Annotated in this window: 25 protein-coding genes and 1 pseudogene; 12 read left to right on the forward strand and 14 right to left on the reverse strand. The window is 43.3% G+C overall.

Going from position 1 to position 26,876, the window contains the following annotated elements; genetic code table 11:
• Positions 1 to 4 precede the first annotated feature (4 nt).
• From BAE31_RS06075 to BAE31_RS06115, 9 genes are all read right to left on the reverse strand, one after another.
• Positions 5 to 1,528 (reverse strand): acyl-CoA carboxylase subunit beta, encoded by a 1,524-nt coding sequence (locus BAE31_RS06075; RefSeq protein ID WP_076839799.1) that lies wholly within the window; start codon positions 1,526 to 1,528, stop codon positions 5 to 7.
• An 18-nt stretch (positions 1,529 to 1,546) separates the two neighbouring features.
• Positions 1,547 to 2,329: an enoyl-CoA hydratase gene (locus BAE31_RS06080; RefSeq protein ID WP_076839800.1), complete on the reverse strand. Its 783-nt coding sequence runs from the start codon at positions 2,327 to 2,329 to the stop codon at positions 1,547 to 1,549.
• A gap of 11 nt (positions 2,330 to 2,340) precedes the next feature.
• Positions 2,341 to 3,249, reverse strand: coding sequence for a hydroxymethylglutaryl-CoA lyase (locus BAE31_RS06085; RefSeq protein WP_076839801.1), 909 nt, complete (start codon positions 3,247 to 3,249; stop codon positions 2,341 to 2,343).
• Positions 3,250 to 3,260: 11 nt separating this feature from the next.
• Positions 3,261 to 3,476, reverse strand: coding sequence for an acetyl-CoA carboxylase biotin carboxyl carrier protein subunit (locus BAE31_RS06090; RefSeq protein WP_041109356.1), 216 nt, complete (start codon positions 3,474 to 3,476; stop codon positions 3,261 to 3,263).
• Positions 3,473 to 4,822, reverse strand: coding sequence for an acetyl-CoA carboxylase biotin carboxylase subunit (locus BAE31_RS06095; RefSeq protein ID WP_076839803.1), 1,350 nt, complete (start codon positions 4,820 to 4,822; stop codon positions 3,473 to 3,475). Before BAE31_RS06095 ends, BAE31_RS06090 begins: the two co-directional genes overlap by 4 nt.
• A gap of 8 nt (positions 4,823 to 4,830) precedes the next feature.
• Positions 4,831 to 6,468, reverse strand: coding sequence for an AMP-binding protein (locus BAE31_RS06100; protein WP_076839804.1), 1,638 nt, complete (start codon positions 6,466 to 6,468; stop codon positions 4,831 to 4,833).
• 42 nt (positions 6,469 to 6,510) lie between these two features.
• On the reverse strand, positions 6,511 to 7,653 hold the full coding sequence (locus BAE31_RS06105; RefSeq protein ID WP_076839806.1) for an acyl-CoA dehydrogenase family protein: 1,143 nt from the start codon (positions 7,651 to 7,653) through the stop codon (positions 6,511 to 6,513).
• A 142-nt stretch (positions 7,654 to 7,795) separates the two neighbouring features.
• A complete protein-coding gene (locus tag BAE31_RS06110) occupies positions 7,796 to 9,337 on the reverse strand; it encodes a glycoside hydrolase family 10-like protein (protein ID WP_076839807.1) in 1,542 nt (513 codons plus the stop codon).
• Between the two features lie 24 nt (positions 9,338 to 9,361).
• Positions 9,362 to 10,168: a tyrosine-protein phosphatase gene (locus BAE31_RS06115; RefSeq protein ID WP_076839809.1), complete on the reverse strand. Its 807-nt coding sequence runs from the start codon at positions 10,166 to 10,168 to the stop codon at positions 9,362 to 9,364.
• Positions 10,169 to 10,317: 149 nt separating this feature from the next.
• On the opposite strand from BAE31_RS06115, the gene BAE31_RS06120 reads away from it, so the two are divergent.
• Positions 10,318 to 11,082, forward strand: coding sequence for a DeoR/GlpR family DNA-binding transcription regulator (locus tag BAE31_RS06120; protein ID WP_076839810.1), 765 nt, complete (start codon positions 10,318 to 10,320; stop codon positions 11,080 to 11,082).
• Positions 11,083 to 11,099: 17 nt separating this feature from the next.
• Here the strand turns inward: BAE31_RS06120 and BAE31_RS06125 are convergent, their stop codons facing one another.
• Positions 11,100 to 11,678: a branched-chain amino acid aminotransferase gene (locus BAE31_RS06125; RefSeq protein ID WP_076839812.1), complete on the reverse strand. Its 579-nt coding sequence runs from the start codon at positions 11,676 to 11,678 to the stop codon at positions 11,100 to 11,102.
• Positions 11,679 to 11,800: 122 nt separating this feature from the next.
• Here BAE31_RS06125 and BAE31_RS06130 point away from each other — a divergent pair, with 122 nt between their 5' ends.
• From BAE31_RS06130 to BAE31_RS06155, 6 genes are all read left to right on the forward strand, one after another.
• Complete coding sequence (locus tag BAE31_RS06130) at positions 11,801 to 12,934, forward strand: CdaR family transcriptional regulator (RefSeq protein ID WP_076839813.1); 1,134 nt, start codon at positions 11,801 to 11,803, stop codon at positions 12,932 to 12,934.
• 78 nt (positions 12,935 to 13,012) lie between these two features.
• Entirely contained in the window at positions 13,013 to 14,422 is a 1,410-nt protein-coding gene (gene glcD / locus BAE31_RS06135) for a glycolate oxidase subunit GlcD (RefSeq protein ID WP_076839815.1), read from the forward strand.
• A complete protein-coding gene (locus tag BAE31_RS06140) occupies positions 14,419 to 15,759 on the forward strand; it encodes a (Fe-S)-binding protein (RefSeq protein ID WP_076839816.1) in 1,341 nt (446 codons plus the stop codon). The genes glcD and BAE31_RS06140 overlap by 4 nt, the downstream gene beginning before the upstream one ends.
• A gap of 73 nt (positions 15,760 to 15,832) precedes the next feature.
• The gene (locus BAE31_RS06145; protein WP_041109786.1) at positions 15,833 to 17,317 is read left to right on the forward strand and encodes a spore germination protein; all 1,485 of its coding nucleotides are present in this window, start codon (positions 15,833 to 15,835) and stop codon (positions 17,315 to 17,317) included.
• A gap of 12 nt (positions 17,318 to 17,329) precedes the next feature.
• Entirely contained in the window at positions 17,330 to 18,430 is a 1,101-nt protein-coding gene (locus BAE31_RS06150; protein ID WP_041109377.1) for a GerAB/ArcD/ProY family transporter, read from the forward strand.
• Positions 18,427 to 19,527, forward strand: a complete 1,101-nt coding sequence (locus BAE31_RS06155; protein WP_076839817.1) for a Ger(x)C family spore germination protein — start codon at positions 18,427 to 18,429, stop codon at positions 19,525 to 19,527. Before BAE31_RS06150 ends, BAE31_RS06155 begins: the two co-directional genes overlap by 4 nt.
• A gap of 6 nt (positions 19,528 to 19,533) precedes the next feature.
• Here the strand turns inward: BAE31_RS06155 and BAE31_RS06160 are convergent, their stop codons facing one another.
• Positions 19,534 to 20,226 (reverse strand): hypothetical protein, encoded by a 693-nt coding sequence (locus tag BAE31_RS06160; RefSeq protein ID WP_249895844.1) that lies wholly within the window; start codon positions 20,224 to 20,226, stop codon positions 19,534 to 19,536.
• Between the two features lie 426 nt (positions 20,227 to 20,652).
• On the reverse strand, positions 20,653 to 20,883 hold the full coding sequence (locus BAE31_RS06165; protein WP_076839819.1) for an excisionase family DNA-binding protein: 231 nt from the start codon (positions 20,881 to 20,883) through the stop codon (positions 20,653 to 20,655).
• Positions 20,884 to 21,039: 156 nt separating this feature from the next.
• Here BAE31_RS06165 and BAE31_RS06170 point away from each other — a divergent pair, with 156 nt between their 5' ends.
• From BAE31_RS06170 to uptA, 3 genes are read left to right on the forward strand one after another with little or no spacing between them, the layout of a single operon-like run.
• The gene (locus BAE31_RS06170; protein ID WP_083703978.1) at positions 21,040 to 21,459 is read left to right on the forward strand and encodes a GtrA family protein; all 420 of its coding nucleotides are present in this window, start codon (positions 21,040 to 21,042) and stop codon (positions 21,457 to 21,459) included.
• Positions 21,460 to 21,463: 4 nt separating this feature from the next.
• Positions 21,464 to 22,345, forward strand: coding sequence for a UTP--glucose-1-phosphate uridylyltransferase GalU (gene galU / locus BAE31_RS06175; protein WP_076839822.1), 882 nt, complete (start codon positions 21,464 to 21,466; stop codon positions 22,343 to 22,345).
• Between the two features lie 52 nt (positions 22,346 to 22,397).
• Entirely contained in the window at positions 22,398 to 23,000 is a 603-nt protein-coding gene (gene uptA, locus BAE31_RS06180; RefSeq protein WP_034284052.1) for an undecaprenyl phosphate transporter UptA, read from the forward strand.
• Between the two features lie 38 nt (positions 23,001 to 23,038).
• Here uptA and BAE31_RS06185 read toward each other — a convergent pair whose 3' ends face one another.
• Positions 23,039 to 23,860: a uroporphyrinogen-III synthase gene (locus tag BAE31_RS06185; RefSeq protein ID WP_076839824.1), complete on the reverse strand. Its 822-nt coding sequence runs from the start codon at positions 23,858 to 23,860 to the stop codon at positions 23,039 to 23,041.
• A 142-nt stretch (positions 23,861 to 24,002) separates the two neighbouring features.
• Here BAE31_RS06185 and BAE31_RS06190 point away from each other — a divergent pair, with 142 nt between their 5' ends.
• Positions 24,003 to 24,623, forward strand: a complete 621-nt coding sequence (locus BAE31_RS06190; RefSeq protein ID WP_076839826.1) for an acetate uptake transporter — start codon at positions 24,003 to 24,005, stop codon at positions 24,621 to 24,623.
• A 38-nt stretch (positions 24,624 to 24,661) separates the two neighbouring features.
• Here BAE31_RS06190 and BAE31_RS06195 read toward each other — a convergent pair whose 3' ends face one another.
• Positions 24,662 to 25,681, reverse strand: a complete 1,020-nt coding sequence (locus BAE31_RS06195; RefSeq protein WP_046311375.1) for an LLM class flavin-dependent oxidoreductase — start codon at positions 25,679 to 25,681, stop codon at positions 24,662 to 24,664.
• Between the two features lie 173 nt (positions 25,682 to 25,854).
• On the opposite strand from BAE31_RS06195, the pseudogene BAE31_RS06200 reads away from it, so the two are divergent.
• Positions 25,855 to 26,876: pseudogene (locus BAE31_RS06200) on the forward strand (hypothetical protein); the annotation flags it as partial.

Consider the following 26,876-nt stretch of genomic DNA (forward strand, 5'->3'; position numbering starts at 1 on the left):
CCCTTTAGACCGGATAAACCGGGTGTTTTCGTCTTGTAAATGTCATCTCTTTAGAGGTATAGGCTTGTAATCTATGACAAAGCTCATCTCGCAAATGGTCAAATGGGATGACACCATCGACTATCATTTCAGAGGCAAGCTCATATATATTCATATCTTCCTGGTATTCCTTGCGTTTCTCTTGAATAAATGCTGCTCTTTCCTCAGCAGGCAGTTCGGCAATTTTATTCGCATAGACCGCATTTACAGCGGCTTCTGGCCCCATGACAGCAATTTGTGCTGATGGAAGAGCAAGACAGCAGTCCGGTTCAAAGGCTGGTCCTGCCATAGCATATAAACCTGCACCGTATGCTTTACGAACAATGACAGATATTTTCGGAACGGTTGCCTCTGACATGGCGGAGATCATTTTCGCCCCGTGCCTGATAATGCCTGCTTGTTCCACTTTTGTTCCGATCATAAACCCCGGTATATCGGCAAGGAAAAGGAGTGGAATATGAAAGGCGTCACATAGCTGAATAAACTTAGCGGCTTTGTCGGCTGAATCATGGAATAAAACGCCGCCTTTTACCCTCGGCTGGTTGGCAATAAGACCGACAGGCTGACCATTCATGCGGCCAAAGCCTGTGATCAATTCTGCGGCAAACAGCTTTTTGATTTCAAAAAATGATCCTTCATCAATGAGTAAATCAATGAGCTGATACATATCAAAAGGGGTATTCTGCCCTTTAGGGATGAGGTCTTGGAGGGTTATCTCTGATGGTTTAGGTGCTTTTGCGGCTGCCCGTTTTGGTTTTTCTGTATAGTTGGCAGGCATGTAAGTTAAATAAGTGCGAGCGATTTGAATGGCTTCTTCCTCTGTTTTTGCTAAAATATCGCCGCATCCAGAAATGCTGCAATGCATTTTTGCTCCGCCCATTTCTTCAAGTGATACTTTTTCTCCGATCACCATTTCGGCCATTCGCGGTGAGCCTAAGTACATTGAAGCATTCCCTTCGACCATGACGACGATGTCACAAAAAGCAGGAATGTAAGCACCTCCGGCGGCAGAAGGACCAAATAGTAAACAAATTTGCGGAATACGTCCAGACAGCTTCACCTGGTTATAAAAAATGCGGCCTGCACCTCTTCTGCCTGGAAACATGGCGATTTGATCGGTGATTCTAGCACCCGCAGAGTCGACTAAATACAGCATTGGGCAGTTGAGCTTTTCGGCTGTTTCCTGGATTCTAATGATTTTTTCTACCGTTTTGACGCCCCATGATCCTGCCTTGACGGTAGAATCATTTGCCATAACGCAAACAGTCTGCCCATTCATCCGCCCCGTCCCTGTGACAACACCATCTGCTGGTAAATGTTCATTGTGACACTCGGCAAACATGGCATCCTCAATGAAAGAATCCTCATCTAATAACAACTGGAGGCGGTCACGGACGAACAATTTTCCTTTTTCTTTGTTTTTTTGATGGTATCGCTCGGCCCCGCCTTTCAGAATCTGCTGTTTTTTCAGTTCATATTCTTCGATCATACCGATTCCCCTTTCTTGCTACCTGCCTCTGTATTGAGGCGTTCGTTTTTCTTGGAAGGCTCGAAGACCTTCCGTTCGATCTTCTGTCTCAATGAGCCGTAGATAGGCTTCGTATTCCTTTGTCAAACCTGTATGCAAATCGTGATCAAGGCTTGATTGAATCGCTTGTTTCGCTTCTTTTAAGGCAAGCGGGCCATTTTTGATGATTTGTTTTGCAAGAGAGATGGCATCGTTCATGAAGGAATCTGCTAAAGAGATATGCTCAATGAGCCCGATTTGAATGGCTTCTTCTGCTTGTAATGATGAGCCTGTGAAAATAAGTTCTTTTGCTTTACCAAGTCCAATGAGGCGCGGAAGCCGCTGCGTCCCTCCGGCTCCTGGTATGATAGCTAGTCCTGTTTCTGGCAGGCCGAGTCTTGCTCCGGCTCGTGCAATGCGGAGATCACAAGCGAGCGCGAGCTCAAGTCCTCCGCCTAGTGCGTGTCCGTTCATCACTGCAATGACAGGTACAGGAATAGATTCAATCTCGATAAAGGTTTGCTGAATCGAAAGAACAGCGCCTTTCGCTTCTGCTTCTGTCATCAATCGTCGTTCTTTTAAATCTGCTCCAGCGCAAAAGACTTTAGAACCGGCTCCTGTAATGAGCAGACAGCGGATGCTTTCATCGTGTTTGATTTCTTGAATGATCTGATTGATCTCCTCCAGCATTGGAGCGGATAGGGAATTCGCTTGTTCTGGCCTGTTTAAGGTCATGATGCCAATCTGTTCATCTTGTATCGAAAAATGGACCAATGATGTCATGTTATTCTCCTTTATGAAGTAGTCTGAGAGTGAAAAGCGCGTAAACAGTGACTAGGAAGGGTTCGGTCTACTTTCGCTTCAATCCATTCTGCCGCTTGAATTAATGCAGGAAGGTGAATATTTGTCTCAATTCCTAGTTTTTGAAGCATATGCACCACATCTTCTGTCGCCACGTTTCCGCTGGAACCAGGTGCATAGGGACATCCGCCAAGCCCCCCGCTGGAGGAGTCAAATATCGTGATTCCGGCTTTTAATGCCGTATAAATATTGGCAAGAGCCATCCCCTTCGTATCATGAAAATGAAGAGCAATTTTATCAGCAGGAAAACGTTCAAGTAAAATGTCTAAGCGCCTTTCTACTTGTAGCGGATGGGCTTCACCGATGGTGTCACCGAGAGATATTTCATCAATGCCATAAGAAAGCAAAATATCCGTTAACCGCAGGACTTGATCCATTGGCACTTGTTTTTCATACGGGCAGCCAAACACGGTGGAAATATACGCGCGCGTGTTTTTTCCTGCTGCTTTTAAATCAGCTGTCATTTGTTTGATGACAGGAAGTGTTTCGTGGATGGATTGATTCATATTTTTCTTGTTATGTGTTTCACTCGAAGAGATAAACATAGCGCCTGTGTCAAGATTGGCTTCAAAAAAATGAGCTAAGCCTTTTTCATTGGGAATGAGTGCTGCATAGGTGATGTCGTCTTTTTTGTTAAAGGATTGGGTGAGTTCTTTAGCATCTTTTAAGGCTGGAACCCATTTAGGATGAACAAATGATGTGACTTCAATATAAGGGAGCTGGGCTGCTGCGAGCAGATCTATCCACGTTCGCTTCTCGCCTGTGTCCAGCCAGACTGATTCATTTTGCAGTCCGTCCCGCGGGCCGACCTCCCTGATAAGCACACTCTTTGGTAATGCCATTTGGCTCCCTCCTATTCTGTTAGTTCTAAAAGAACCTCTCCTTCATCGACAAACTCCCCCTCTGCCTTATGCACTTTGCTGATGATCCCGGCCTCTTCAGCAACGATCGGAATTTCCATTTTCATTGATTCTAAGATGGCAACCTCCTGTCCTTTTTGCACTTCATCGCCTTGTTTCACAAGAAGCTTCCACAAGTTTCCGGCCATTTGAATTGTGACAGTTTTCATGAACGGTTTTCCTCCCTTTTTTTCATGAGAAAATCGGTTGTGATGCTGCCTTGTAAGAAAGCAGAAGATCCGGCCATTTCCCTTAAAAGCGGTAAGTTGGTTTTGATCCCTTCTATTTCATATGCTTGTAATGCCTCTTTTAATCGTTCTATTGCAAGTTTTCTCGTATCACCGTAAACGATCATTTTCGCAATCATTGGATCGTAAAAAGGGGTAATGATGCTTCCATTTGTCACACTTGACTCATGACGGATATACGGAGCTTCAGGTGTGGAGAGCCGAGTGATCGTTCCTGGTGATGGATAAAAGGTGACGGGATCTTCCGCATAAATTCTAACCTCGATGGCATGACCGATTTGATGAATATCCTCCTGATTAAAGGAAAGCGGCTCACATGCAGCGATTTTCAACTGCTCCTCGACAAGGTCAATGCCTGTAATTTCTTCTGTGACAGGATGCTCTACTTGTAATCTCGTGTTCATTTCTAGGAAATAAAATTGTTGATGCTGATCGACTAAACATTCAATCGTTCCTGCATTTTCATACCCAATCGCTTTGGCTGCTTTGACGGCCATCTCCCCCATTTGATGTCTCACCGATTCATCGAGACAGGCGGCTGGTGCTTCTTCAATGATTTTTTGATGTCTTCGCTGGAGTGAACAGTCGCGCTCAAATAAGTGAACCCCATGACCGAAGGAATCAAAAAGGACCTGAATTTCAATGTGCCGAGCGTCTTCAATGACCTTTTCCATATACAGCGTCCCATCGTTGAAAAAGCTTTGCGCTCTTTTTTGATTCCCTTCAAAAGCCCTATACAGCTCCTCGTCATTTTGCACGAGCTGCATGCCAATTCCTCCGCCCCCGCTTGATGCCTTGAGCATGATCGGATAACCGAGTAACTGCGCTTGACTCACCCCTTCTTCTGCATCATGCAGCGGAGCTGAAACGCCTGGTACAATGGGGATACCTGCTTGAGCCATCGTTTTTCTTGCTTCAATTTTATTCCCCATTCGCTGAATGACTTGTGCGGATGGGCCAATAAAGGCGATTCCTTCGCTGCAGCAGCGTTCTGCAAAGGCTGCATTTTCTGATAAGAGGCCATATCCTGGGTGGATGGCATCTGTATTTGTCTGCTTGGCTACACGAATGATTGCTTCCAAGTTTAAATAGCTTTCAGATACTTTCGCGCCTCCAATCGGATAGGCGCTGTCTGCTTCTTGCACGTGAAGTGCATGCTGATCTGCTTCTGAATAAACGGCGACGGTGTGGATCCCGAGCCTTTTACACGTTCGAATAATGCGCCTGGCAATTTCGCCTCGATTTGCAATCAGTACTTTTTGAAACATCGCTGCCTTCACTCCTTTATTAGATCAAGCGCCTGCTTTTTCAGACGAAATTTTTGAATCTTCCCTGATGCGGTCATTGGATACTCGTCAGTGATGAAAAAATATTTAGGAATTTTGTAGCGTGCCATTTGCGACTGACAATAGCTGGTGAGTGTCTCAATCGTCACTGCCCTGCCTTGCTTGAGCCGAAGGAATGCGGCGGCTTCTTCTCCATACGTCTCGTCAGGTATACCAACGACCTGTGCATCAAGAATGGCCGGATGAGTATAAAGAACGTCCTCAATCTCTTTTGGGTAAACATTCTCCCCGCCTCTAATGATCATATCTTTCAGCCGTCCTGTGATTTTCACATAGCCGTCCTCATCCATCTCTGCTAAATCACCCGTATGAAGCCAGCCGTCCTGATCAATCACTTCATTTGTGGCTTCTTCATTTTTATAGTAGCCTTTCATCACATGATAGCCTCTTGTACACAGCTCGCCTTGTTCTCCTCTTGGTACTTCCTCCGGTGTGCCTGGAACGGTGATTTTCACTTCGATGTAAGGAAGCGCCCGGCCGACCGTTTGAACCCGTCTTTCAAATGAATCATCCGTTCTTGTTTGGGTAATGACAGGAGAGCTTTCGGTCTGTCCGTACGCAATCGTGAGCTCCTTCAGTCCCATTTGTTCAATGACGGCCTTCATCACATGAGATGGGCAAAGAGATCCTGCCATAATGCCCGTTCGTAATGTGGACAGATCGTATTGGTGAAAATTCGGATGGTCGAGCTCTGCAATGAACATTGTCGGGACGCCGTGAAGGACGGTGCACTTCTCTTTTTCCACGGTTTGAAGAACTTTCTCTGGATGGAAGGATTCAACTGGAATGATCGTTCCTCCTTTTGTGAGACAAGCAAGCACGCCAAGAACGGATCCAAAGCAATGAAAGAAAGGAACAGGGATACACATTCGATCCTTTTGGGTAAGCTTCATACAATCTGCGATTTGGCTGGCATTGCAGACAATGTTTGTATGGCTGAGCATGACTCCTTTTGGGTAGCCGGTTGTGCCTGAAGTATATTGCATATTAATGACATCATCAGGTGCAAGCTCATCCATTCGCTTCTCCCACTCATGATCCTCTGTTCTTTTGGCAGCTGCTTGAATACTGTTCCAGCTGCGCATGCCCTTTGGCGTGTGCTCACCTATATAGACGACCCTTTTTAAATAAGGAAAAGATGAGGATGTGATCTCACCTTGATGAGCGTTTTGAAGCTCCGGTATGAGTTCTTCAAGCATTTTGACATAGGATGTCTCTTTAAACCCGTCTACGATAAACAGCATGCTGCTATCAGAGTGCTTGAGTAAATAGGCGAGTTCTTGTGCTTGAAAATTCGTATTTACGGTGACAAGAACGGCTCCAATTGACGCGCAGGCGAATTGCAGCATGAGCCATTCAGGTACATTGGGCGCCATGATGGCGATATGATCCCCTTTTTGAACACCTAATGCCATAAGACCTTTCCCGGTTTCCTTGACTTCTCGATAAAACGCTTCATATGAATAACGTAAAGAACGTTCTGGATACACAATGGCTTCATGTGCTGGATGCTGCTCCATTTTCTCTTTTAATAGAGAGCCGATCGTTTGTGGATGAATCGACATCATGGCTTTCCTCCTCTATTGATGGTAAGCGTTTTCATTATCGGATTACGCTAACAGTTGTCTTGCGATGACTAGACGCTGAATTTCAGAGGTCCCTTCTCCAATTTCCATTAGCTTCGCATCTCTCACAAGCCGTTCTACACCACATTCTTTCATGTAGCCTGTTCCCCCGTGAATTTGAACAGCATCAAGACTTGCTTTTGTCGCCATTTCAGAAGCGAAAAGTTTGGCATAGGCAGCTTCTTTTGTAAACGGCTTGCCGTGATCTTTCAGCCAAGCGGCTTTCCAAACCATTTGTCTGGCGAGCTCTATTTGCATCGCCATATCTGCCAGCTTAAACTGAATCGCTTGGAAGGAAGAAAGGGTCTGCCCAAATTGCTTTCTTTCTTTTGCATGCGAGAGCGAAGCATCTAGTGCAGCTTGTGCGATACCAACTGATAACGCAGCAATTGAAATGCGTCCCCCGTCTAATGTATATAAAAATTGTTTAAAACCTTTCGCTGGGTTTCCTAAAATATTCTGGGCGGGTACACGTACACCGTCTAAAATGATTTCTGCTGTATCTGAACCGCGCACGCCCATTTTGTCATATGGATTTGTAATGGTCAGCCCTTTTTGCCCTTTCTCCACAATGAAGGCGGAGATGATTGGGCGGCCGTTTTCATCATGATCCGAGACAGCAGTGACGATAATGGTTCTGGCAAAATTGGCGTTTGTGATCCAGCACTTCTCCCCGCTAATGACATATTCTTGTCCGTCTTTGACCGCTTTTGTTTTCGTCCCTTTTGCATCTGACCCTGCATTTGGTTCTGTTAATCCAAAGGAACCGAGTGCTGTTCCAGATGCCAGCGGGACAAGATGATCCATCTTTTGCTCCTCTGTACCGAAATAATAAAGCGGGCTTGCGCCTAAGGAGACGGCTGCGGCATAGCTAAGACCTGTACTACCGCACTGTTTTCCGATTTCTTCTACAGCGAGTGCATATGATATCGTATCTCCTCCTGAGCCGCCGTATTTCTCTGGAAAGGGGATGCCCATAAAGCCGAGTTCCCCCATTTTTTGAAACGTTTTGGCTGGGAATACGGCCTGTTTATCAATCGTTTGAGCGAGTGGTGCAATTTCTGCTTTGGCGAAATCTTTGACCATCTGGCGGATCATTTGTTGTTCTTTCGTTAATTCAAAATCCATCTTGCTTCCCCCTTTAGCTCTTTTCTATCATATTTATTAATCAAGCAGCTGCTTCATGCCAAGCTTGATTGAATTCAGAAAATTAAAACAAGAATAATAGAAAAAAAGCATGAACGAAGAAAATCTCATTCATGCTTTTTCGTTATTTCACTATTCTTGTAGAAGGCTTGCTTTCGTGATGAAGACGATTAAGAGCCGTAATCTTGTAAGTATCCATTTTCTTTTGATTGACTGGGAGGTCTTTAATCGTTGTTATGGCGTCTTTTTCTTTTCTAACCGTTTGCAGCAATTCATATGTTCCTTTATTTGTTAATCGATAGACCGCATAATAGGAAACGGTAGAATGCGGATCATTTTTGATTTGTAAAGACGTACCATCTGATGTCTTTTTCACAGATTGAATGATTGGTTTTTTAGGGGCTTTCTGATGAAGCCAAGGCATTTCTGGAATGAGAGCTGGTTTGCGGTATGACTCTTCTATCAATCGATCCTTTACATTCAAAGGGTTGCGATTGATATCCTTCAGGCTGAAATGCATGCTTCCCTGCACGAGCTGTGACTGCCTGTTCAGCTCAATCTGCCTAAAATATTCTTCCGGGTCAGACCAAGCAGGATCACTGTTTTGATTAATTTTATATGCCGCCTGACCAATGTACAGGTGAACCGGCTCCCCTTTCACCTCATTTGACCACCATTTCGTCAACACATCATAATCGGCAGCTTGAAAGCCGATGCTCCAGTAAATTTGCGGAGTAACATAATCAATATCGTGCTGCTGAATCCACTCTCTTGTATCAGCATACAAATCATCGTAGTTGGTCATCCCTGCTGTGGTGTTTGAACCAGTCGGGTCATCTTTTATGTTGCGCCATACACCGAATGGACTAATACCAAATTTCACATACGGTTTTTCTTTCTTAATGGTGTCATTGATTTGTTTCACCAGCTGATTCACATTATCTCTTCGCCAATCTTCTATATGAGTAAATGCTTTTTTTCCATATGTTTCATACGTTTCTTGATCTGGAAACGAGACACCGGCTATTTTATATGGATAAAAATAATCATCCATATGCACCGCATCAATATCGTAGTTTTTCACAACTTCTTCTATGCCGCCGACAATGAAGTCCTGCGTTTCAGGAATACCAGGATTGTAATAAAGCTGATTACCATAGGCAATCGTCCAATCAGGATGCTCTCTTGCAGGATGATCGGCAGACAAACGGCTGAGATCAGTATGATTCATTGTGATTCGGTAAGGGTTAAACCAAGCGTGAAATTCGAGGCCGCGTTTATGAGCTTCTTCTATCATAAATTCAAGCGGATCATACCCAGGATCTTTCCCTTGCGTCCCAGTCAAATATTCTGACCACGGCCCGTATGCTGAAGGATAAAAGGCATCTGCTGTTGGTTTAATTTGCATAATGACGGCATTCATATTCATCGCTTTGATTTCGTCTAACAAACGAATGAACTCTTGTTTCTGCTCTGCTGCAGGCAGCCCCTTCTTTGAGGGCCAATCTAAGTTATAAACTGATGCAATCCATACCGCGCGCATCTCTCTTGTGCTCTCAAGCTTCCCTTTTGGCACTGCACGAGCTGCTAGACTGCTAGAAGGAATCAATAAAAATATAAACATCAACATCAGTGTTAAAACTGTCATACTGATCTTTTTCAGCATGTTTTGCATCACCTCATCTTAAGTTTATTCCGCTTTTTGTGATGGAATGCCAGCAGATGGTGTAAGCAGAATATTTTTCATTTCCTTGAGCTGGGATTCAGGGACTTTGCAGGCTTCAATTAAATACCGCTCTGCACTCCCGTATGTCTCCAGCATTTCGTGCAGCACATCTTCAAGATAATCTTGCTGCACACCGACAAGCGGCTGAATTTGTTCTTTTGACACCCGGTATAAACTCATCAATCGGACAAATCGTTCCTGCCTTCTGACGAGCATTTGCACGCCTTCATTGGAACGCATGTATTCACTTAAAACGACAGCCAGCGGTACACCTACTGTTAACTGAATCAGGGCAGATAAAAAACCTGTACGGTCCTTGCCACTCGTGCAGTGAAGCATCAGCGGGTAATGGCTTTGATCTGAAAGCAGTGTGAACAGCTGCCGAATCTCTTCTTTACGCTCTGTCAGCATGCTTTGATATAACTCTTTCATGATCGGTGTAAATGAGAGAGACTTCCCTTCTGTTACCAGCATACGAAACATGGTCCATTTACTTGGCATCTTACTGTCAGGCTGCATCGGAATATGGACGATTTTGTCATGTTCCTTGATCTTTGGCGGATGTGATTTACGTTCTGAGGCTGTACGGAGGTCACAAACGGTTTGAATTCCGAGTGCTGAGAATATTTCGATGTCTTGTTTCGACAAACGGGATAAGTCTGCGGATCGATAAATCATTCCCTGTTTGATCACCATCCCATCTGTTGTTTGAAGTCCCCCTACTTCTCTAAAATTCGCAAGCTTTGAAAATGGGTTGTTTGATTGATTCATAGAAGTGAAAGTCCTTTCTGGTTTCGTTCTTTTTTCTATCATACGCTTTTATATCAAAGGAGAAAAGAGAAACAATTGACCTAATCCCAGTAAGAGAATTTATTGGTATAATGGAGAAAGGACATTCGGATTGATTGGAGATATGAAGTATGATAAAAACAAAACGGATTCAGCAAATCAAAGAGTATGTGTTTGACCGGGAATCTGCCTCACTTGATGAGCTTGTGGCGCATTTTGGTGTCTCAAAAAACACGATACGCCGAGATGTACAGTCATTGGTCGAGTCTGGCGTGCTCAAAAAAGTGTATGGCGGAGTGGCTGTGAACCACTCAACGTTAGTGGTGTATCAGGAGCGAAAGATCCGTCAGCTCAGTAAAAAGCAATTGATCGGTCAGACGGCTGCCGCTTTTGTGGAAAACGGGGATATGATTTTTATTGATTCTGGTACGACAACGCTTGAGATGCTCCCCTATTTGACGGAGAAACAGGTGACCATTGTGACCAATAATGTGGATTTCATTACACAGGCGATGCCTTATGAAAATCTCACCATCTTTTCCACTGGCGGGATGCTTGAAAGAAAAACGAATTCTTTCGTTGGCTATCAAAGTGTTGAGCGCTTAAAAGCTTACAATGTCAATAAAGCCTTTATCGCGTCAACTGGTTTATCCATTGATCACGGCGTCACGAATTCGTCTCCGCTTGAAACCGATATTAAAAAGACGCTTGTTCAAAAAAGTGCCAAAACCTTTTTATTAGTGGATGATAGCAAATTCGATCATTACGCCTTGACCACGTTTTGTGATTTGCACGAGATTGATATCGTCGTGACCAATCAGGAGCCAAATGAAGATTATCTTCAATATGGAAAAGAGCATGATGTACGGTTTGTCACACCTTCATCAAATGAATAGATGGACAAAAAAACGGCTCAGGAATTTGAGCCGTTTTTTGATTCATTGATTTCAAGCTGCATGATCATTCGGAATAAAAATCGGTACACGGCCGAGATGACGTCAATGAAAGCCGTATCTTCGTGGATGTCCTCAAGCTCAAGAAGTTGCAAGTTCACATCAAATAAGCCATCTTCTCCATTAAATTGAAGCTGAGCACCATTTAATGGCGATAGCATGTCCTTTAGAATACCCGTGTCTTTTTTAGGACGTTTTAAACCGAATAGCACGGTATACGTTTGAAACACTTCATCCCATTCAATGGCCAAGCCATCCACTTTCACGACATCAAACCACTTTGATTCGATATAAATGAATTCTTTTTGATGTTTTTTCACATATGTAAGCGGTGTGTTTAGAAATGAGGCGTTTTCTGTTTGAATCATGTCCTCTGATTCCTTGTCTACACGTTCTATATATACATCGCCAAAGCGGGCTTCTTCTTTAATTCTCGACCCTTCTAATCTCCAATTATGGCGCGCCGCTTCATCATATTCGAAGTCTGTCAGCGCCTGTCCTTCTTTTAAGAGTTCTTGTAAGCGATTTAGTAACGACATGGCTATGTCTCCTTTCTTCTTCATGTGCATTCATTATTTTAGCATAACTCATGAAAAGAAAGATATGTCCTAGCATATGATGGTATGATAGTGTCAAAAGAAACATCTCGGAGGGGTACGTTTTGCTCACAATGACACTGGCAGAAAAAATCGTAGACGAGGTTAAAAAGGTGCTGACTGAGGAAATCATCATTGCACAAACAAACGGCACCATCATTGCAGCAACTGATCCAGCGCGCGTTGGACAATTTCATGAAGGAGCGTATCTGACATCTTTTGAAGGACAGAAACGAATTCTCACAAAGGATGACCAGCAGCACATGAAGGGCGTCAAAGCTGGCATCAATCTGCCTATTTATTTTAAGCAAGAGGTCATCGGGGTCATTGGAATGACAGGAGATCCTATACATGTGTCTCCTTTTGGCGAAATATTAAGAAAAATGACCGAGCTGCTTATTCATGAACATGAATTTTTTCAAGAAACTGAAACGGATGAACGTCAGCTCGAAGCGTTTGTATTCGACTGGCTTCATCTGCCAGAGACAGCGATTGATCTCACTGAAAAAGCGTCGCGGCTTCAGCTTGATATCAACAAGGAGCGTGCAGTTGTCCTGATCGATTGTCAGGATGAATCGTTTATGAAGCAGAATCAATACAAAGAATGGAAGGAAACGCTGCATCTCACTAGTCAGGAGATCATCGTCCGCTGGGGGCATGCCCGTTTTTTGCTCATGCTGCAGACAACAGCAGATGATCGTAAAGCCTTGCAGCAGCGCCTGTTTCACATCCATGCCTCCCTTACGGCGCGGGGCACACAGGGGGTTTTGATTGGAGCGGGAAAACCAGCAGCTGCTCATTTGATGAAGCAATCCTTTCAACAAGCCTTTCGAGCATTAAAAATGGCACATGCTGATACACCGATTGTATTTGATGAAGATTTAACGCTTGAACTTTTTATGGAGGAAGTGAGTCAGGAAACAAAAGAAGTGTTTCTTGATCGAACAATCGCCCCTCTTCTCCCCTATCCTGAATTAGTGAAAACATTGCGGGTGCTTATGACATCAGATTGCTCATTGAAATATACAGCAGAAGCGATGCATGTCCATATCAATACACTGCATTACAGGCTAAAACGCATCCAGGATTTAACGACACTTGATCCAAAGCGTATGCAAGATGCAATGCTCTTTTATTTAGCCTTGATGTTATTAGATCATGATCCAAAAAAACGAAGCGAACAGCCCGATATTTTGTAGAATCGTCCATAGGCATGAGGCGATTCTTTTTTTATACTGAAAGAAACGATACGTCTTATCAATAGGAGTTGAATGCGTATGTTACATTCTGAATTTTTAAATCAATTAAAAAAGATTGTCGGTGCGTCTTACATGCAGGACAGTAAAGCCGATCGGCTTGCCTACTCTTATGATGCAACACCAAATTTTCAGCATATGCCAGATGTCATCGTAAGCCCGCGCGCGGCTGAGGAAGTCCAGCAAATTGTCCGGCTCTGCTCCTCATATAACATTCCGATCGTTCCAAGAGGATCAGGAACGAACCTTTGTGCAGGCACATGTCCCACTCAAGGCGGACTTGTGATGCTGTTTACAAGAATGAACCAATTAATAGAAATAGATGAAGAAAACCTGACAGCAACGGTGCAGCCTGGTTTGATCACACAGGAACTCATTCGCCAAGTAGAAGCGAAAGGCCTCTTCTATCCACCTGATCCAAGCTCTATGAAAATCTCTACATTAGGCGGAAATATTAATGAAAATTCAGGCGGTCTCCGGGGGTTAAAGTATGGAGTGACAAGAGATTATGTCCTTGGACTTGAAGTCGTTCTGCCAAACGGTGACATCATCAAAACAGGTGGCAAGCTTGCAAAGGACGTGGCCGGGTATGATATGACCCGTTTGTTCGTAGGTTCAGAAGGAACGCTCGGGATTGTCACTGAAGCCACGCTGAAGCTTTTGCCGCTTCCAGAAACAAAACAAACGATGCTTTGCTTATATGAAAACTTAGAGGAAGCCGCCGCTTCAGTATCGGCGATTATTGCCGAGCGTATCATCCCCGCCACATTAGAATTTATGGATCAGCCGACTCTGGAAGTCGTTGAAGATTTTGCAAAAATCGGTTTGCCGACTGACGTTCAAGCGGTGCTGTTAATCGAACAAGACGGCCATCCTGAGGCGGTTGCCCGTGATATGCAGAGCATCGCAAAAATTTGCCAGCAGTACGGTGCAAAAGAAGTGAATATCGCTCATTCTGAAGAAGAAGCAAATGCACTTTTAACAGCGAGACGATCCGCTTTATCTGCCCTCGCCCGCTTAAGCCCGACGACCATTTTAGAAGATGCCACAGTTCCCCGGTCTGAAATTGCCAGCATGGTGCGGGCGATCGAAGACATTGCGAAGGAGTACAAAGTGAAAATCTGTACATTTGGTCATGCAGGTGATGGCAATTTGCATCCTACTTGTGCAGCAGATGCAAGAAATGAAGAAGAAATGAAACGGGTGGAAGAAGCCTTTCAGGCCATTTTTGAAAAAGCAGTCTCACTTGGCGGCACCATTACGGGTGAACATGGCGTAGGTCTTATGAAAGCCCCTTACTTAGAACTAAAGATTAAAAAAGAAGGCATTGCGGCAATGAAAGCGATCAAACAAGCGCTTGACCCGGAAAATATCATGAACCCTGATAAAGTGTTTGGAAAAGCCGCAAGAAAGCGGGTGGTGGTCTCATGAGTTCTAAACAAACAGAGATTCAGCAAACATTTCAGCAGCAGATGGACGAAAAAGAGCTGCTCAATTGCATGCGCTGCGGCTTCTGCCTTCCTTCCTGCCCTACTTATATTGAATCTGGTCAGCAAGAAACACACTCTCCCCGCGGCCGAATTGCTTTAATGAAGGCGGTGAGAGACGGCGTCATTGAGCCAGATGAAGATGTCGAGCATTCACTGAATCTTTGTCTTGGCTGCCGTGCATGTGAACCGGTCTGCCCTTCCGGCGTCAAATATGGAAGGTTACTTGAGGATGCAAGAGACATCATTCAGCAGCACAAAAAACAATCCATCCCTGTCAAACTTGTAAGACGTGTCGTGTTTAAAGGTCTCTTTCCTTCACAAAGCCGAATGCGGAAAGCGGCAGGACTTCTTCGATTTTATCAAACATCTGGTCTGCAAACGGCTGCCCGCAAAACTGGCATGCTGAAGGTGCTTCCACCGCACTTACGCCTGATGGAACAGGCGCTTCCAAAGGTGCCGCGTCAACAGAAAAGCCGTTTGACGGAATACAAAGCCGCCGGGCCAGCGAGAAAACGTGTCGCCTTTTTTACTGGCTGTTTAATGGACACGGTTTTTTCCAGTACAAACGAAGCAACCATCCAGCTTTTGCAGCTGGCAGGCTGTGACGTCATCGTCCCTCCTATTCAGACGTGCTGCGGAGCGCTCCATGGCCATAGCGGTGAAAAAGAACAAGCGAAACAGTTAGCAAAGCGGAATATTGAAGCTTTTGAACAGATAGATGCGGATGCCATTGTCATGAATGCGGGCGGTTGTGGCGCTTTTTTAAGTGATTACGATCATTTGCTTTGCGATGATCCGGATTTTCAAAAGCGAAGTGAAGTCTTCTCAAAGAAAATCATGGATATATCAGACATTTTAGTGGAGCTTGAATTTCACCGCCGCATGCCGCTTGCTTTGCCAGAGCAAGTCATCACCTATCAAGATTCCTGTCATTTGCGGAACGGAATGGGTGTACTGCATGCGCCAAGGGTGCTGATGAAGGCCATTCACGGTGTATCATTTAAAGAAATGAAGGATTCGGGCCGGTGCTGCGGTTCAGCTGGCATTTACAACATCTTGCAGCCAAAGATGTCAATGCAAATTTTAGATCATAAAATGACAGAAGCCAGCCAAACAAAGGCGGCTGCCATCGTTACATCTAATCCAGGCTGTCAGCTACAAATGGCAGCAGGCATCAAACGCTCAGGGCACTCGCCGAGCATGCGCGCGGTCCATTTAGCTGATTTATTATTAGAAGCCGTTCTATATGGAAAAAAAGCGTCCAGCCCATCAAGCTGAACGCTTTTTTTCATGCATATCTTTAGACAATTGGTTAGATAATAGAGGCAAATCGCCGAAGGAGCTGGTTCAAATGCTGAAGAAAAACAAACAACAAAAGGACCCGAATTCAGTATTTGAAGCATTGTCACGTTCTGCTGATTTTACAAATGAGCTGTCTCGAAATGGAGATTTCCTGTATAGGATTTCCTTTTTTCGTTCGTTAATTAATGGACATCTTCTACATGAACAAATTCTCCCCTCCCTCAAACAACTGCACCTGACACCCACTCTTGAAGAGCTGAAAGAACGAATTCCCATTGAGCAGGCTGTCATCACGAGCGATCTTCAAAAAGTGGAAGAAGCCCTTCACCGGGGCAGCATTGCCATTAGACTTGAGACAGACTGGGGCAAAACGCTTCTTTTGCCGATTGAAGAAAAGAAAGGCAGACAAGTAGGTCCGCCTGAGATTGAATTTGGCATTATCAGTGCTCAGGAAGCATTTGTGGAGGTTTTAGATACCAATTTAAATTTGGTCAGGCGGCGGCTGCCGACGCCTAACCTGAAAGTTGAGGAAAAGACGGTTGGTACGCTGTCTCAAACAAAAGTAGCCGTGTTATATATTGAAGAAATCGCCAACCCGGAAAACATCGAAACGGTTCTTCAGCGAATTGAGGACGTTAATTATGATCAGATTTCAGATGCGAATTACCTTGCTCAAATGCTTTATGATGTGTCCAATACGATCTTTCCGTTGTTTTTGAATACAGAAAGACCCGACCGCGTGTCTTCAGGCTTATCAGAAGGGAAAATTGCCATATTAGTGGATGGTTCGCCTCATGTCTTGCTTGCCCCGACTATTTTACTTGAGTATTTTTCCACTATGGAAGACTACAATATGTCATGGATTGCGGCTTCTTGCTTTAGGCTGTTACGCATATTTGCTGTGATATTTTCCATTTTTGCAACACCTTTATATGTTGCCGTTTTAACCTTTCATTATGAGCTGATCCCAAAGGATTTATTAGAAACCATTGTGTCCTCGCGCTATCTTGTGCCATTTCCTCCGATCATTGAGGCACTATTTTTAGAGATTTCGATTGAATTACTAAGAGAAGCAGGGTCAAGGCTCCCGGCTAAAGTCGGGCAGACACTTGGGATTGTTGGAGGGATTGTCATTGGACAGGCTGCTGTAGCAGCAGGCTTAACGAGCAATATTTTACTCATTATTGTTGCCCTTTCTGCTCTTGCCTCATTTGTCACCCCTATTTACAAAATGGGCAGTGCCATTCGGTTGCTGAGATTTCCTTTTTTACTCGCAGCACAGGTTTGGGGCGCATTAGGTATTGCAGTGATGGGATCCTTTCTGCTCACCCATTTAATGAAATTAACTTCAATTGGCCGGCCGTATTTAGAGCCTATTTTTCCAATGCGCCTTGCTGATTTAAAGGGCAGTTTGATTCGTCCTCAGCTCCGTTTTTTGAACAAAAGGCCGGAAAATTTACGTCCGCAAAATGAAACCATCCATCGCTCTAAGCCTAAGCAAGGCCGCAAGGGGAAAAATGATTTTTATGAATAAGGAAGTGAATGAATGAGCTCTTCTTCTGTCAAAGAGAAATTTCAAGTATCCCCTTATTTTGTGTTTTTTCTCATCAATGCCAATCAAGTCGGTGTCAGCATTTTAAACTTTCAAACAAACCTTGTTCGTTCTATCAATAATGATGGATGGATCGCCATTCTGATTTCTGGCATGAGCGTCAATGTCATGATCTTTCTCATGTACTTGATGTTTAAAAAGGCACCTTCGGATGAATTTGGTGAAATCACACAATATGTATTTGGCAAATGGATTGGGCAATTATTCAACATTCTTTATATCTTATATTTTGCTTCTTTGTCGCTGACCGTTCTTATCCATTACATGGATGTGATCCATGTATGGCTGTTTAAAGAAATCCCTGGTCTTTTGTTTGCATCCGTACTGCTGCTGCTTGTGTATTACATTCATACCGGCGGCTTTAGAACCATTGCTGGATGGGCATTTTTTAGCATTGTACTGACGTATTGGATGACGTTTATTTGTTTTTATGTTATGAAATATAGTCATATTCGTTTCATGTTCCCAATGTTTGATCATACATTTTCTCAGCTGCTTGTGGGAGTCAGAGATGCGTCCTTATCCATGTTTGGTTTTGGGACGCTGCTTGTCTATTATCCCTTTATTAAACAAGCTCAGACATCTCAAAAATTTGCTCACATGGGGGTATTATTTACAACATGCTTAAACTTGCTCACTTTTCTCGTCTCCATTGCATATTACTCAAGTGCTCAGCTCAAATTAACAAAATGGCCGACGCTAACGTTAACCAGCATTGTGAAGCTTCCGTTTATCCAGCGTTTTGAATTTATTGAAGTGTCTCTTTGGCTGATTTTGATCATTCCAAATATCGCGATTCCATTATGGGCTGCGAGCCGCATGGCAAAACAAGTGCTTCATACGAGCCAGCGCGTCACATTCATCGGACTCAGCATCCTCATTCTGATCATGTTTTCGTTTTTTGCCAGTGCAACTTCTTTTGAAACCTTTAATCAATGGGTGGAATTTAGCGGATTCATTCTGATCTATGGATTGATTGTCTGTATGGTCATTGGACTGATGCTGAAAAAAAGGTGGGTGAAAAAACGAACATGAAACAGTATGTACTCATAGGTCTCATGTTGTTTAGTCTTTTGTTAACGAGCTGTGCACAGCCCCGTCTATTAGATGAATTAAATATCTCCCAGGCGGCAGGATTTGATTTAATGGAAGATGGCGAAATGAAGGGCTTTTTTGTCTTTCCCGTCTTTAAAAGTGAAGAGCAAGGCAGCTATCAAATATTAAGTGCAAAGTCAAACACGATTAGTAATATCCAATTTCTCGTGTCAGAAAAATCGCCTTTTCCGGTGGTTATGGGCCAGGTGCTCGTTATTTTAGTCAGTGAAAAGTTAGCAAAAGAAGTCGGCATGATCGATTTAATGAATTACATTTATCGTGATCCTATTATTGGTTCACGCCAAGTGTTTGCGATTGTTGGCGGAGAAGTCGAAGAATTATTATACACAAAAATGAATCAAACGAACTTAAATATAGGTGTATATCTCTCTGATCTGTTAGCCCAAAATATGCGAAATGGCAATGAGCCTGTCACAAATCAGCATATTTTTATGAATCAGATGATGGCAAAAGGGGTCGATGCTTATCTCCCTTACATTGAAAGAACAAGCAATGCCATCAAGGTCTCAGGCGTTGCTCTATTTGATCAAGAAAAAATGGTGGGTCATATTCCAGGAGAAGACACGTTCACATTTAAAGCGATGATTGAAAATCATAAAAATGGCATCTATGAGTTTCAATTGCATGATCGAGCGAAGACTCATGTTGTCATTGAAAATATCAAATCACATGTGTCTTACCAGATCAAACCGACGAAAAGCCTAACAAAAAAGCCTCATATCACGATTGATATCAAACTAATAGGCGAATTAAAAGAATTCATGAAGTCCAAAAAAATTGATAAACCGAATATATTGGACCAAGTCGAAAAAGAAGTTGAAAAACGTATCACTCAGCAAGGAGAAGATCTTGTACAGTCCTTTAAAAAGCAAAACATAGACCCGCTTGGACTGGGCCTTAGGTATAGATCAAAAGACAAGGCAATGACACCAGAAAAATGGCAAGATATTTATCCTGATGCAGATGTACAAGTGAAATGCCACATGAAAATTGTTCAAACGGGAGTCAGCCAATAAAAAGGCTTATGCAAATATGTCTTGTTTGTTCTCCAAGATTTTGGACACTTTCATTTTCACTCGTGGAACCGGATCTTTTTGATTAACATCATGTAAAATCTTTTCTACTTCATTTTTATCCGTTTTAAGGATTTTAGGTGAATATTGTTCCACTAGGGCCGGTCTATTCCCTGCACAGTTTGCCATTGTATCTAGTGCAATTAAGCTGAAAGGTCTTCCTTTGTTTAGCCAAGATTTCATTCTCTCCCAGGTTGGGCAGCTGACGGCTGCCAGCCTTCCCCACTGATCGTGAAAATGGGTGCAATTTGACTCCATCCAATCCAATATTTTGTGAGAACGGAAACGGTGCAGGCAAATAAAAGCCTCTAACGGCAATTCTTTTTCACTGATCGATTTCAATTTTTCTAATATATGGTGTAATCCCTCATCTCTCGGCAAACTGCTGGCTGCTGCCCACGAAAGTGGATAAAGGAATTCTTCGTCCTCGTGATCCAAAAGTTCCCTGACCCATTCAGCGGCAAATGTATCGAGAACATCAGCCGCGATTTCTAACATTCGTGATTTCACTTCGGCATGCTCCGTTTCATAAAACCTACTTTGAATAGAATCCAAGATTTTTTGCTGATCGTGCTGCTTTAGCGCATCGATGACATCATCCTCAAGAAACCATCTAGTGATTGAAAAGTCTAATAAAGACACCAAATCACGCCTAACGGCTTCTAATGTTGGTGCTTTCTCACTTTTGGTAATGACGACGTCCTCCTTTAGTTGGAAAGCCTGTCCGTCCTCTCCATAAAAATCATCGCGGGAGTAAAAATTGTTTAGGAGAATGGAGAACAGCTAGGTTATACCATTCAATAGGCCGTAATGAATAGGTGAGTAGTCTTTCGTGGCATTGATAGCATAATTGATAAGGCTGTTTCGGTTCATCAGACGATTCTACAACGTTCATTTCGTTTTTTTGACAGGCTTCACATAAAGTAGTTGTCCCCATTGTTTTCACTGCCTTTTGCTGCTAATGATTGTCATTCGAGAAAGAGCGAGAACCATTTGAGCATAAGTTAATATAAAGATTATTCTTTCTACATTGATCCATGTTGAATCAATTGAAAAAATGACAATATTCTAATCTTCATCCTTTACATCGGGGTCTTCCGGAATCGGTTCATTTAAGATCTCTTGGACGAGCTCTTTATATTGTTCGAGCTGCTTTAAATGCGTTTGAAACTGCCCTTGATAAATAAGATAAGATTCCCCGTCAAATACGTAACGGATCTTTTTTTGCTGGATTAATTTTTCAATATACGATTCTGATACTTCCAAGTATTCAGCTGTTTCTGCGATTGTTAAATACATGTTTGTGCACCACCCGTTCGTTTCATCTTACAAATTATATCACGAGCTGGTGAAAAAACGGATATCGCTTGTTCATGTTTTTTTCATCTTTTCTTCACTGATTCGTCAACTCGCTTTTGTATAGTATTCATACACCCACTCAAACTCTAGGAGGTGATGATTCTTCACATGACAAAGAGTAATATTCGGACCTATGCCGCATTTTTCATTGTAGGTGCAAGCAATACAATGATTGACTTTCTGTTCTTCTTTTTTTTAACCGCCTTCTTTGTTCCCCCTTTTCTTGCCCAGTGCCTGTCCTATACTGCAGGGATGCTGAACAGTTATGTTTGGAATCGAAAATGGACGTTCCAAGTAAAAAAGAAAGCTGACAGGTGGGAATGGATCAAGTGGGCCACAGTCAACGGAGCAGCGTGTCTTCTCACCTATGTTGTCTTATATGTCATGCAGCTAGCAGGTTTCTCATTAATTATTAGTAAAGCGATTGGCACCCTTCTTGGCATGAAGATCACTTTTACTGGAAGCCGCCTATGGGTTTTTCCTTCAGAAAATAAACCATCAGAAATGGAGCGATGATTCAATGAACATCAAAAAAGCCGTCATACCAGCAGCCGGATTAGGCACACGTTTTTTACCCGCAACGAAAGCACAGCCAAAGGAAATGCTGCCTATTATCGACAAACCCGCCATTCAATACATAGTTGAGGAGGCTGTTCAATCAGGAATTGAAGATATACTGATTATCACAGGAAGAAACAAAAAATCGATTGAAGATCACTTTGACCGTTCGATTGAGCTAGAACAGAATTTGCTTGAAAAAGGGAAAGAAGAACAGCTGGCTGAAATCAAACATATTGCGGATATGGCCAATATTCATTATATTCGTCAAAAGGAGCCCTTAGGTCTTGGACATGCGGTATTATGTGCACGTCATTTTACTGGTAACGATCCTTTTGCGGTCCTTTTAGGTGATGATGTCATGGTGTCAGAAAGACCAGCACTCTCTCAGCTCATGGAAGTCTTTGAAGACAAACAAAGAGAGGTCATTGGCGTCCAGCAAGTGGATCGTCTAGATGTCAGCAAGTATGGTATGATAAAACCAGCTAGAATAGACGGTCAAGTGTTTGAAGTCACAGACTTAGTGGAAAAGCCAGCTATTCATGAAGCTCCTTCCGATTTAGCCGTCATGGGCAGGTACCTGTTAACACCATCGATTTTTCCTATTTTACAAGGAATCGAGAGAGGTACCGGGAACGAAATCCAGCTGACAGATGCGCTGAAAATCATTGCACATGAATCACCCATTTATGCAACACAATTAGAGGGAATGAGATTTGATGTTGGTGATAAGCTCGGCTCATTTAAGGCAGCGGCAGAACTTGGATTAATGCGTCATGATATGCGGCCAGCCATGCTAGCATATATGCAAAGCATACTCATGAGAGAAGAAAAACAAGCATAGGCTCTTATAAGGATGCTTGAAGAAAATCGTATTTAAAGGCAGAGTGAAATGAATGGGAACCTTTTTTAATGAAATTTTGACCTGGCTGACAAGCCTAGGTTATGTAGGTGTAGCACTAGGGCTGATGATTGAAATCATTCCTAGTGAAATTGTACTTGCCTATGGCGGATATATGGTGTCAACAGGCACAATTGGTTTTGTTGGAGCTGTGATTGCCGGCGTCATTGGAGGTACACTCGCCCAGTGTTTTATATACTGGATCGGTCTGTACGGCGGAAGACCTTTTTTAACAAAGTATGGAAAGTATTTATTCATCCATGAACATCATATCGCGACTGCAGAGCGCTGGTTTGACCGGTATGGAACCGGTGTAGTGTTTACTGCGCGCTTTATCCCTGTTGTCCGTCATGCCATCTCAATTCCAGCGGGTATTGCCAAGATGCCTTTTTTGAAATTTGTTTTCTTGACAGGATTAGCTGCCATCCCTTGGTCTATCTTATTTATCTATCTTGGCATGCAGCTTGGGACAAAATGGGATCATATTCAAAGTGTTGCTCATGCTTATACAACCCCTATTATGGTCATTGCCATTGTCCTGATTGTTCTCTACTTTGTACTCAAAAAAATTCGGACGAATCGAAAACGGACAATCTAACCAAAACGCCTTTCACTGATCTGGTGAAAGGCGTTTTTTTATGAGAGTGCTGATTGTTTTTCCATATATCGAGATAACTCTATTATCATTGCACCCATTCTCTCAAGTGACGGGGCAAGAATTCGGTCTATTCCCTCTTCTTTTAAAGCTTCAGCAGTGACTTTCCCGACTGCTACTGCAAGCACGTGCTGCTCGAATAATGCTTGCAATTCTTCTTTTCTTCCCCATTCTACGGCTAGTTTGAAAAAGGCGTGAACTTGGACAGCGGTTGTAAAACAAACGGCATGAACTTGTCCATCTTTCATTTCTTTCAGCAGCGTTTCAGCTGCCTCTGGTTCAGGAGGTGTGTGCTGATATGGTAAAAGCGGCAAAACATCTGCCCCTTTTTCATGTAAAAACTGAATGAGAGCTGGTGCATTTTCACCATGAAGCTGCACCATCACACGTTTGCCTTGAAATTCCTTGTCTTCAAGCTTTGAAATCAAGTCACGAACCGTACCGTCTTCATCAGAGACCTCAGGCTGAATTCCGCGTTTTTTCAAAGCAGCAAAGGTTTTGTACCCTCTTGAAGCAATATGGGCATTTGATAGAATGTTCATAAATTCTTTACCAAGCTGCAGCTCTTCTGCACTCTCAATCAATGTATCTGTACCGATGCCTGTTGTCAAGATCACCCAGTCGGCCCCTTGTTTCACAAAGGTTTCTATGCCTGGCTTTAATTCCTCTTTGGCTAAAAATACGGTTCCTTGAAGAGAGCGAATAACGGCTTGTCCCCCTTGCTTTTCGACAAGTGTACGCATTTCTTCTGTTTTTCTCGTTCCACAAATGGCAATCGTTTTTCCAGATAAGCCCTTACTCATTTTATCCCTCTTTTTCTATCACATTTGATATGTATTAAATATAGATTTATTTGGAAGACGATGCAAGTGTCTACTAAAAAAGAGCTTGACGTTTCTATCGAATTCGAGTATCTTTTGTAAGTGCAAATTGTAGGAGGTCATTATGGAAAAACAGAATGTTCAAGCAATTCGATTATCAATTGCAGACCCAACACCACTTGGTTTGTTTGGTTTAGCAATGGTGACGCTCGTTGCGTCCTCACAAAAACTAGGAATCACAGATGGCACTTCCCTTATTTTACCTTGGGCTATCTTCCTTGGAGGAATCGCGCAGCTGATCGCGTCCATACAAGATTCAAAGCATCATAATATTTTTGGAGCCACTGCTTTTGGCGCATTCGGTCTTTTCTGGATGGGCGTTGGAACAACTTGGCTCATTCAAGCCGGCGTCTTTGGGAAAACGCTTGCGGGAGCAGTAGATCCAAAACAGCTAGGCTTTGCGTTTATTGGTTATTTGATTTTCAGCTTGTTTATGACGATTGGTGCAATGGAAACACATAAAGTGTTATTTTTGATTTTCGTCTTTATTGATTTCTTATTCATTGGTCTTTCCCTTAGTACATTTGGTGTGATGTATGATGTGACTCATACCATGGCTGGTATTGCAGAATTGATCATTTCCCTGCTTTCATTTTATGGTTCTGCAGCTGTTGTTCTTAATACACATTTTGGCCGTATTGTTCTGCCAATCGGACAACCATTTCGCATTTTTACAAAAGCTTAAATAAAAAAGAACTGCTCTGTGCAGTTCTTTTTTTATGTTTATTTTTCTTGTGCCTCTTGAAAGATCTCTCCGATGATTTCATACGAACGCATTCTTTCTTGATGATCAAACATATCCGAATTAATCATCACTTCATCTGCTTGTGTAGCTTCAATAAAGGCTTCTAATTCTATTTTTACTTTTTCTTTATCCCCAATGATAGTCGAGCTTAATTGTTCATCCACCATCGCCTTTTCATATGGACTCCAAAGACCGTCCATGCTGTCGACAGGCGCCTTCAATTTTCCTGGTGTGTTGCGAATAAGACTTAAAAACCGCTGATAATGAGAGGTTGCCAAGTATTCAGCCCGTTCTGTTTGATCTGCAGCAAAAACCGTCACACCGACCATGGCATAAGGCTCTTTTAATACATCAGAAGGTCTAAATGACTGTCTGTACAACTCTAACGCGGGAATTGTATTTTTAGGTGAGAAATGTGCTGCAAAGGCAAATGGTAATCCAAGTTCTCCTGCAAGTCTGGCGCTAAAACCACTTGAACCAAGGAGCCAAATCGGAATGTCCAGACCTTCTCCCGGAACAGCTCTTACATGTTTTTTAACCTGACCGGTCGGCTTGAAATATTGACGAAGTTCTTCAAGCTGCTCTGGGAAATCTTCTCCGTTATGAAGATTACGTCTAAGCGCTCTTGCTGTTAACTGATCCGTCCCTGGTGCTCTGCCAAGACCTAAATCAATTCTCCCCGGATACAATGTCTCAAGTGTGCCAAATTGTTCGGCAATGACAAGTGAAGAGTGGTTTGGCAGCATAATCCCGCCAGACCCTACTCGAATTTTTTCGGTTCCTCCCGCAATATATCCAATTAAAACAGACGTTGCAGAGCTCGCTACCCCTTCCATGTTATGGTGTTCTGCCAGCCAGTATCTATGATACCCCCACTTCTCCGCCTTCTTTGCTAAATCCATACTACGATCAAAAGATTCTTTAATGGTACCTCCTTCTGTCACTGAGGATAAATTTAAAACGGAATAGGCTTTGCCTTGTAAAACTGATTGACTCATAAATGATGTCCCCATTTCTGTCAAAAATCATACTATTTTATACTTTCAACACCATAACACAAATCAATGAAAGATTTAAATGATTTGATTCGATGATTTTCGAAATGATGATTTTCTAGGTTTTACTTCCAATTTGAAAATTTGCACATAGAATGAAATATCAATTCTAGGAGATGGGCAATTTGTACAATCAATTCGAACACAAATGTCCCTTTTGCGGTAAATACCATGAACAGCCTCATTACAAAAGATCACGTCATGACCGTCCTCGAAAAAGAGACTGTCCATTCATTAAACAAGAATATCCAAAACAAAATATATCTCAAGGGAATCAACCTTGCCAGATTGCAAAAGGAATAAAACAACCAAAACCAAATCAAAGAGCTGGACCAAGAGGCCCGGCAGGCCCAGCAGGTCCCCCTGGACCAACCGGACCTGCTGGCGGCTTAACCGGCGCTCTTCCTTTTGATCCCTCACAATCACAAGATTACGATGCAGGGCAAGTGGTCACGTTTAATGGCAGTACTTACATTGCCAATGTTGACGCTCCATCAGGAATACCTGGACTCTCCCCCGACTATACCCTTTTGGCTGCTTCTGGAGAAACTGGGCCTACGGGGCCTACTGGGATCGGATTAAGTGGTGTTGAAGCCTATGATCCTGTTATGGCACCAACATACTCAGTAGGGCAAGTGGTCACTTATGGTGGTGGTACGTATATTGTGGATTCTGCACCACCTTCAGGTACACCAGATACGTCGTCAGATTACACACTTTTAGCAGCACCAGGTGAAACTGGACCTACCGGTGCCACTGGTATTACTGGACCAACAGGTCCTACTGGTGTGACGGGTATCACTGGGGCTACCGGACCTACTGGCGCAACGGGTAACACTGGAGCTACCGGTCCTACTGGCGCAACCGGCAACACTGGAGATACCGGTCCTACTGGCGCAACCGGCATCATTGGAGATACTGGTGCGACGGGTATCACTGGTTCAACCGGACCTACGGGGGCAACGGGTATTACTGGTGCTACTGGCGCTACAGGTATCACTGGAGCTACTGGTCCTACTGGCGCCACGGGTATTACTGGAGCTACTGGTCCTACGGGTGCCACGGGTATTACTGGTCCTACTGGCGCTACAGGTATCACTGGAGCCTGTCTCTTATACACATCTGACTCATCCTTGAA

Source organism: Bacillus sp. I-2 (assembly GCF_001974945.1).
Lineage (GTDB): Bacteria > Bacillota > Bacilli > Bacillales > Bacillaceae > Bacillus > Bacillus safensis.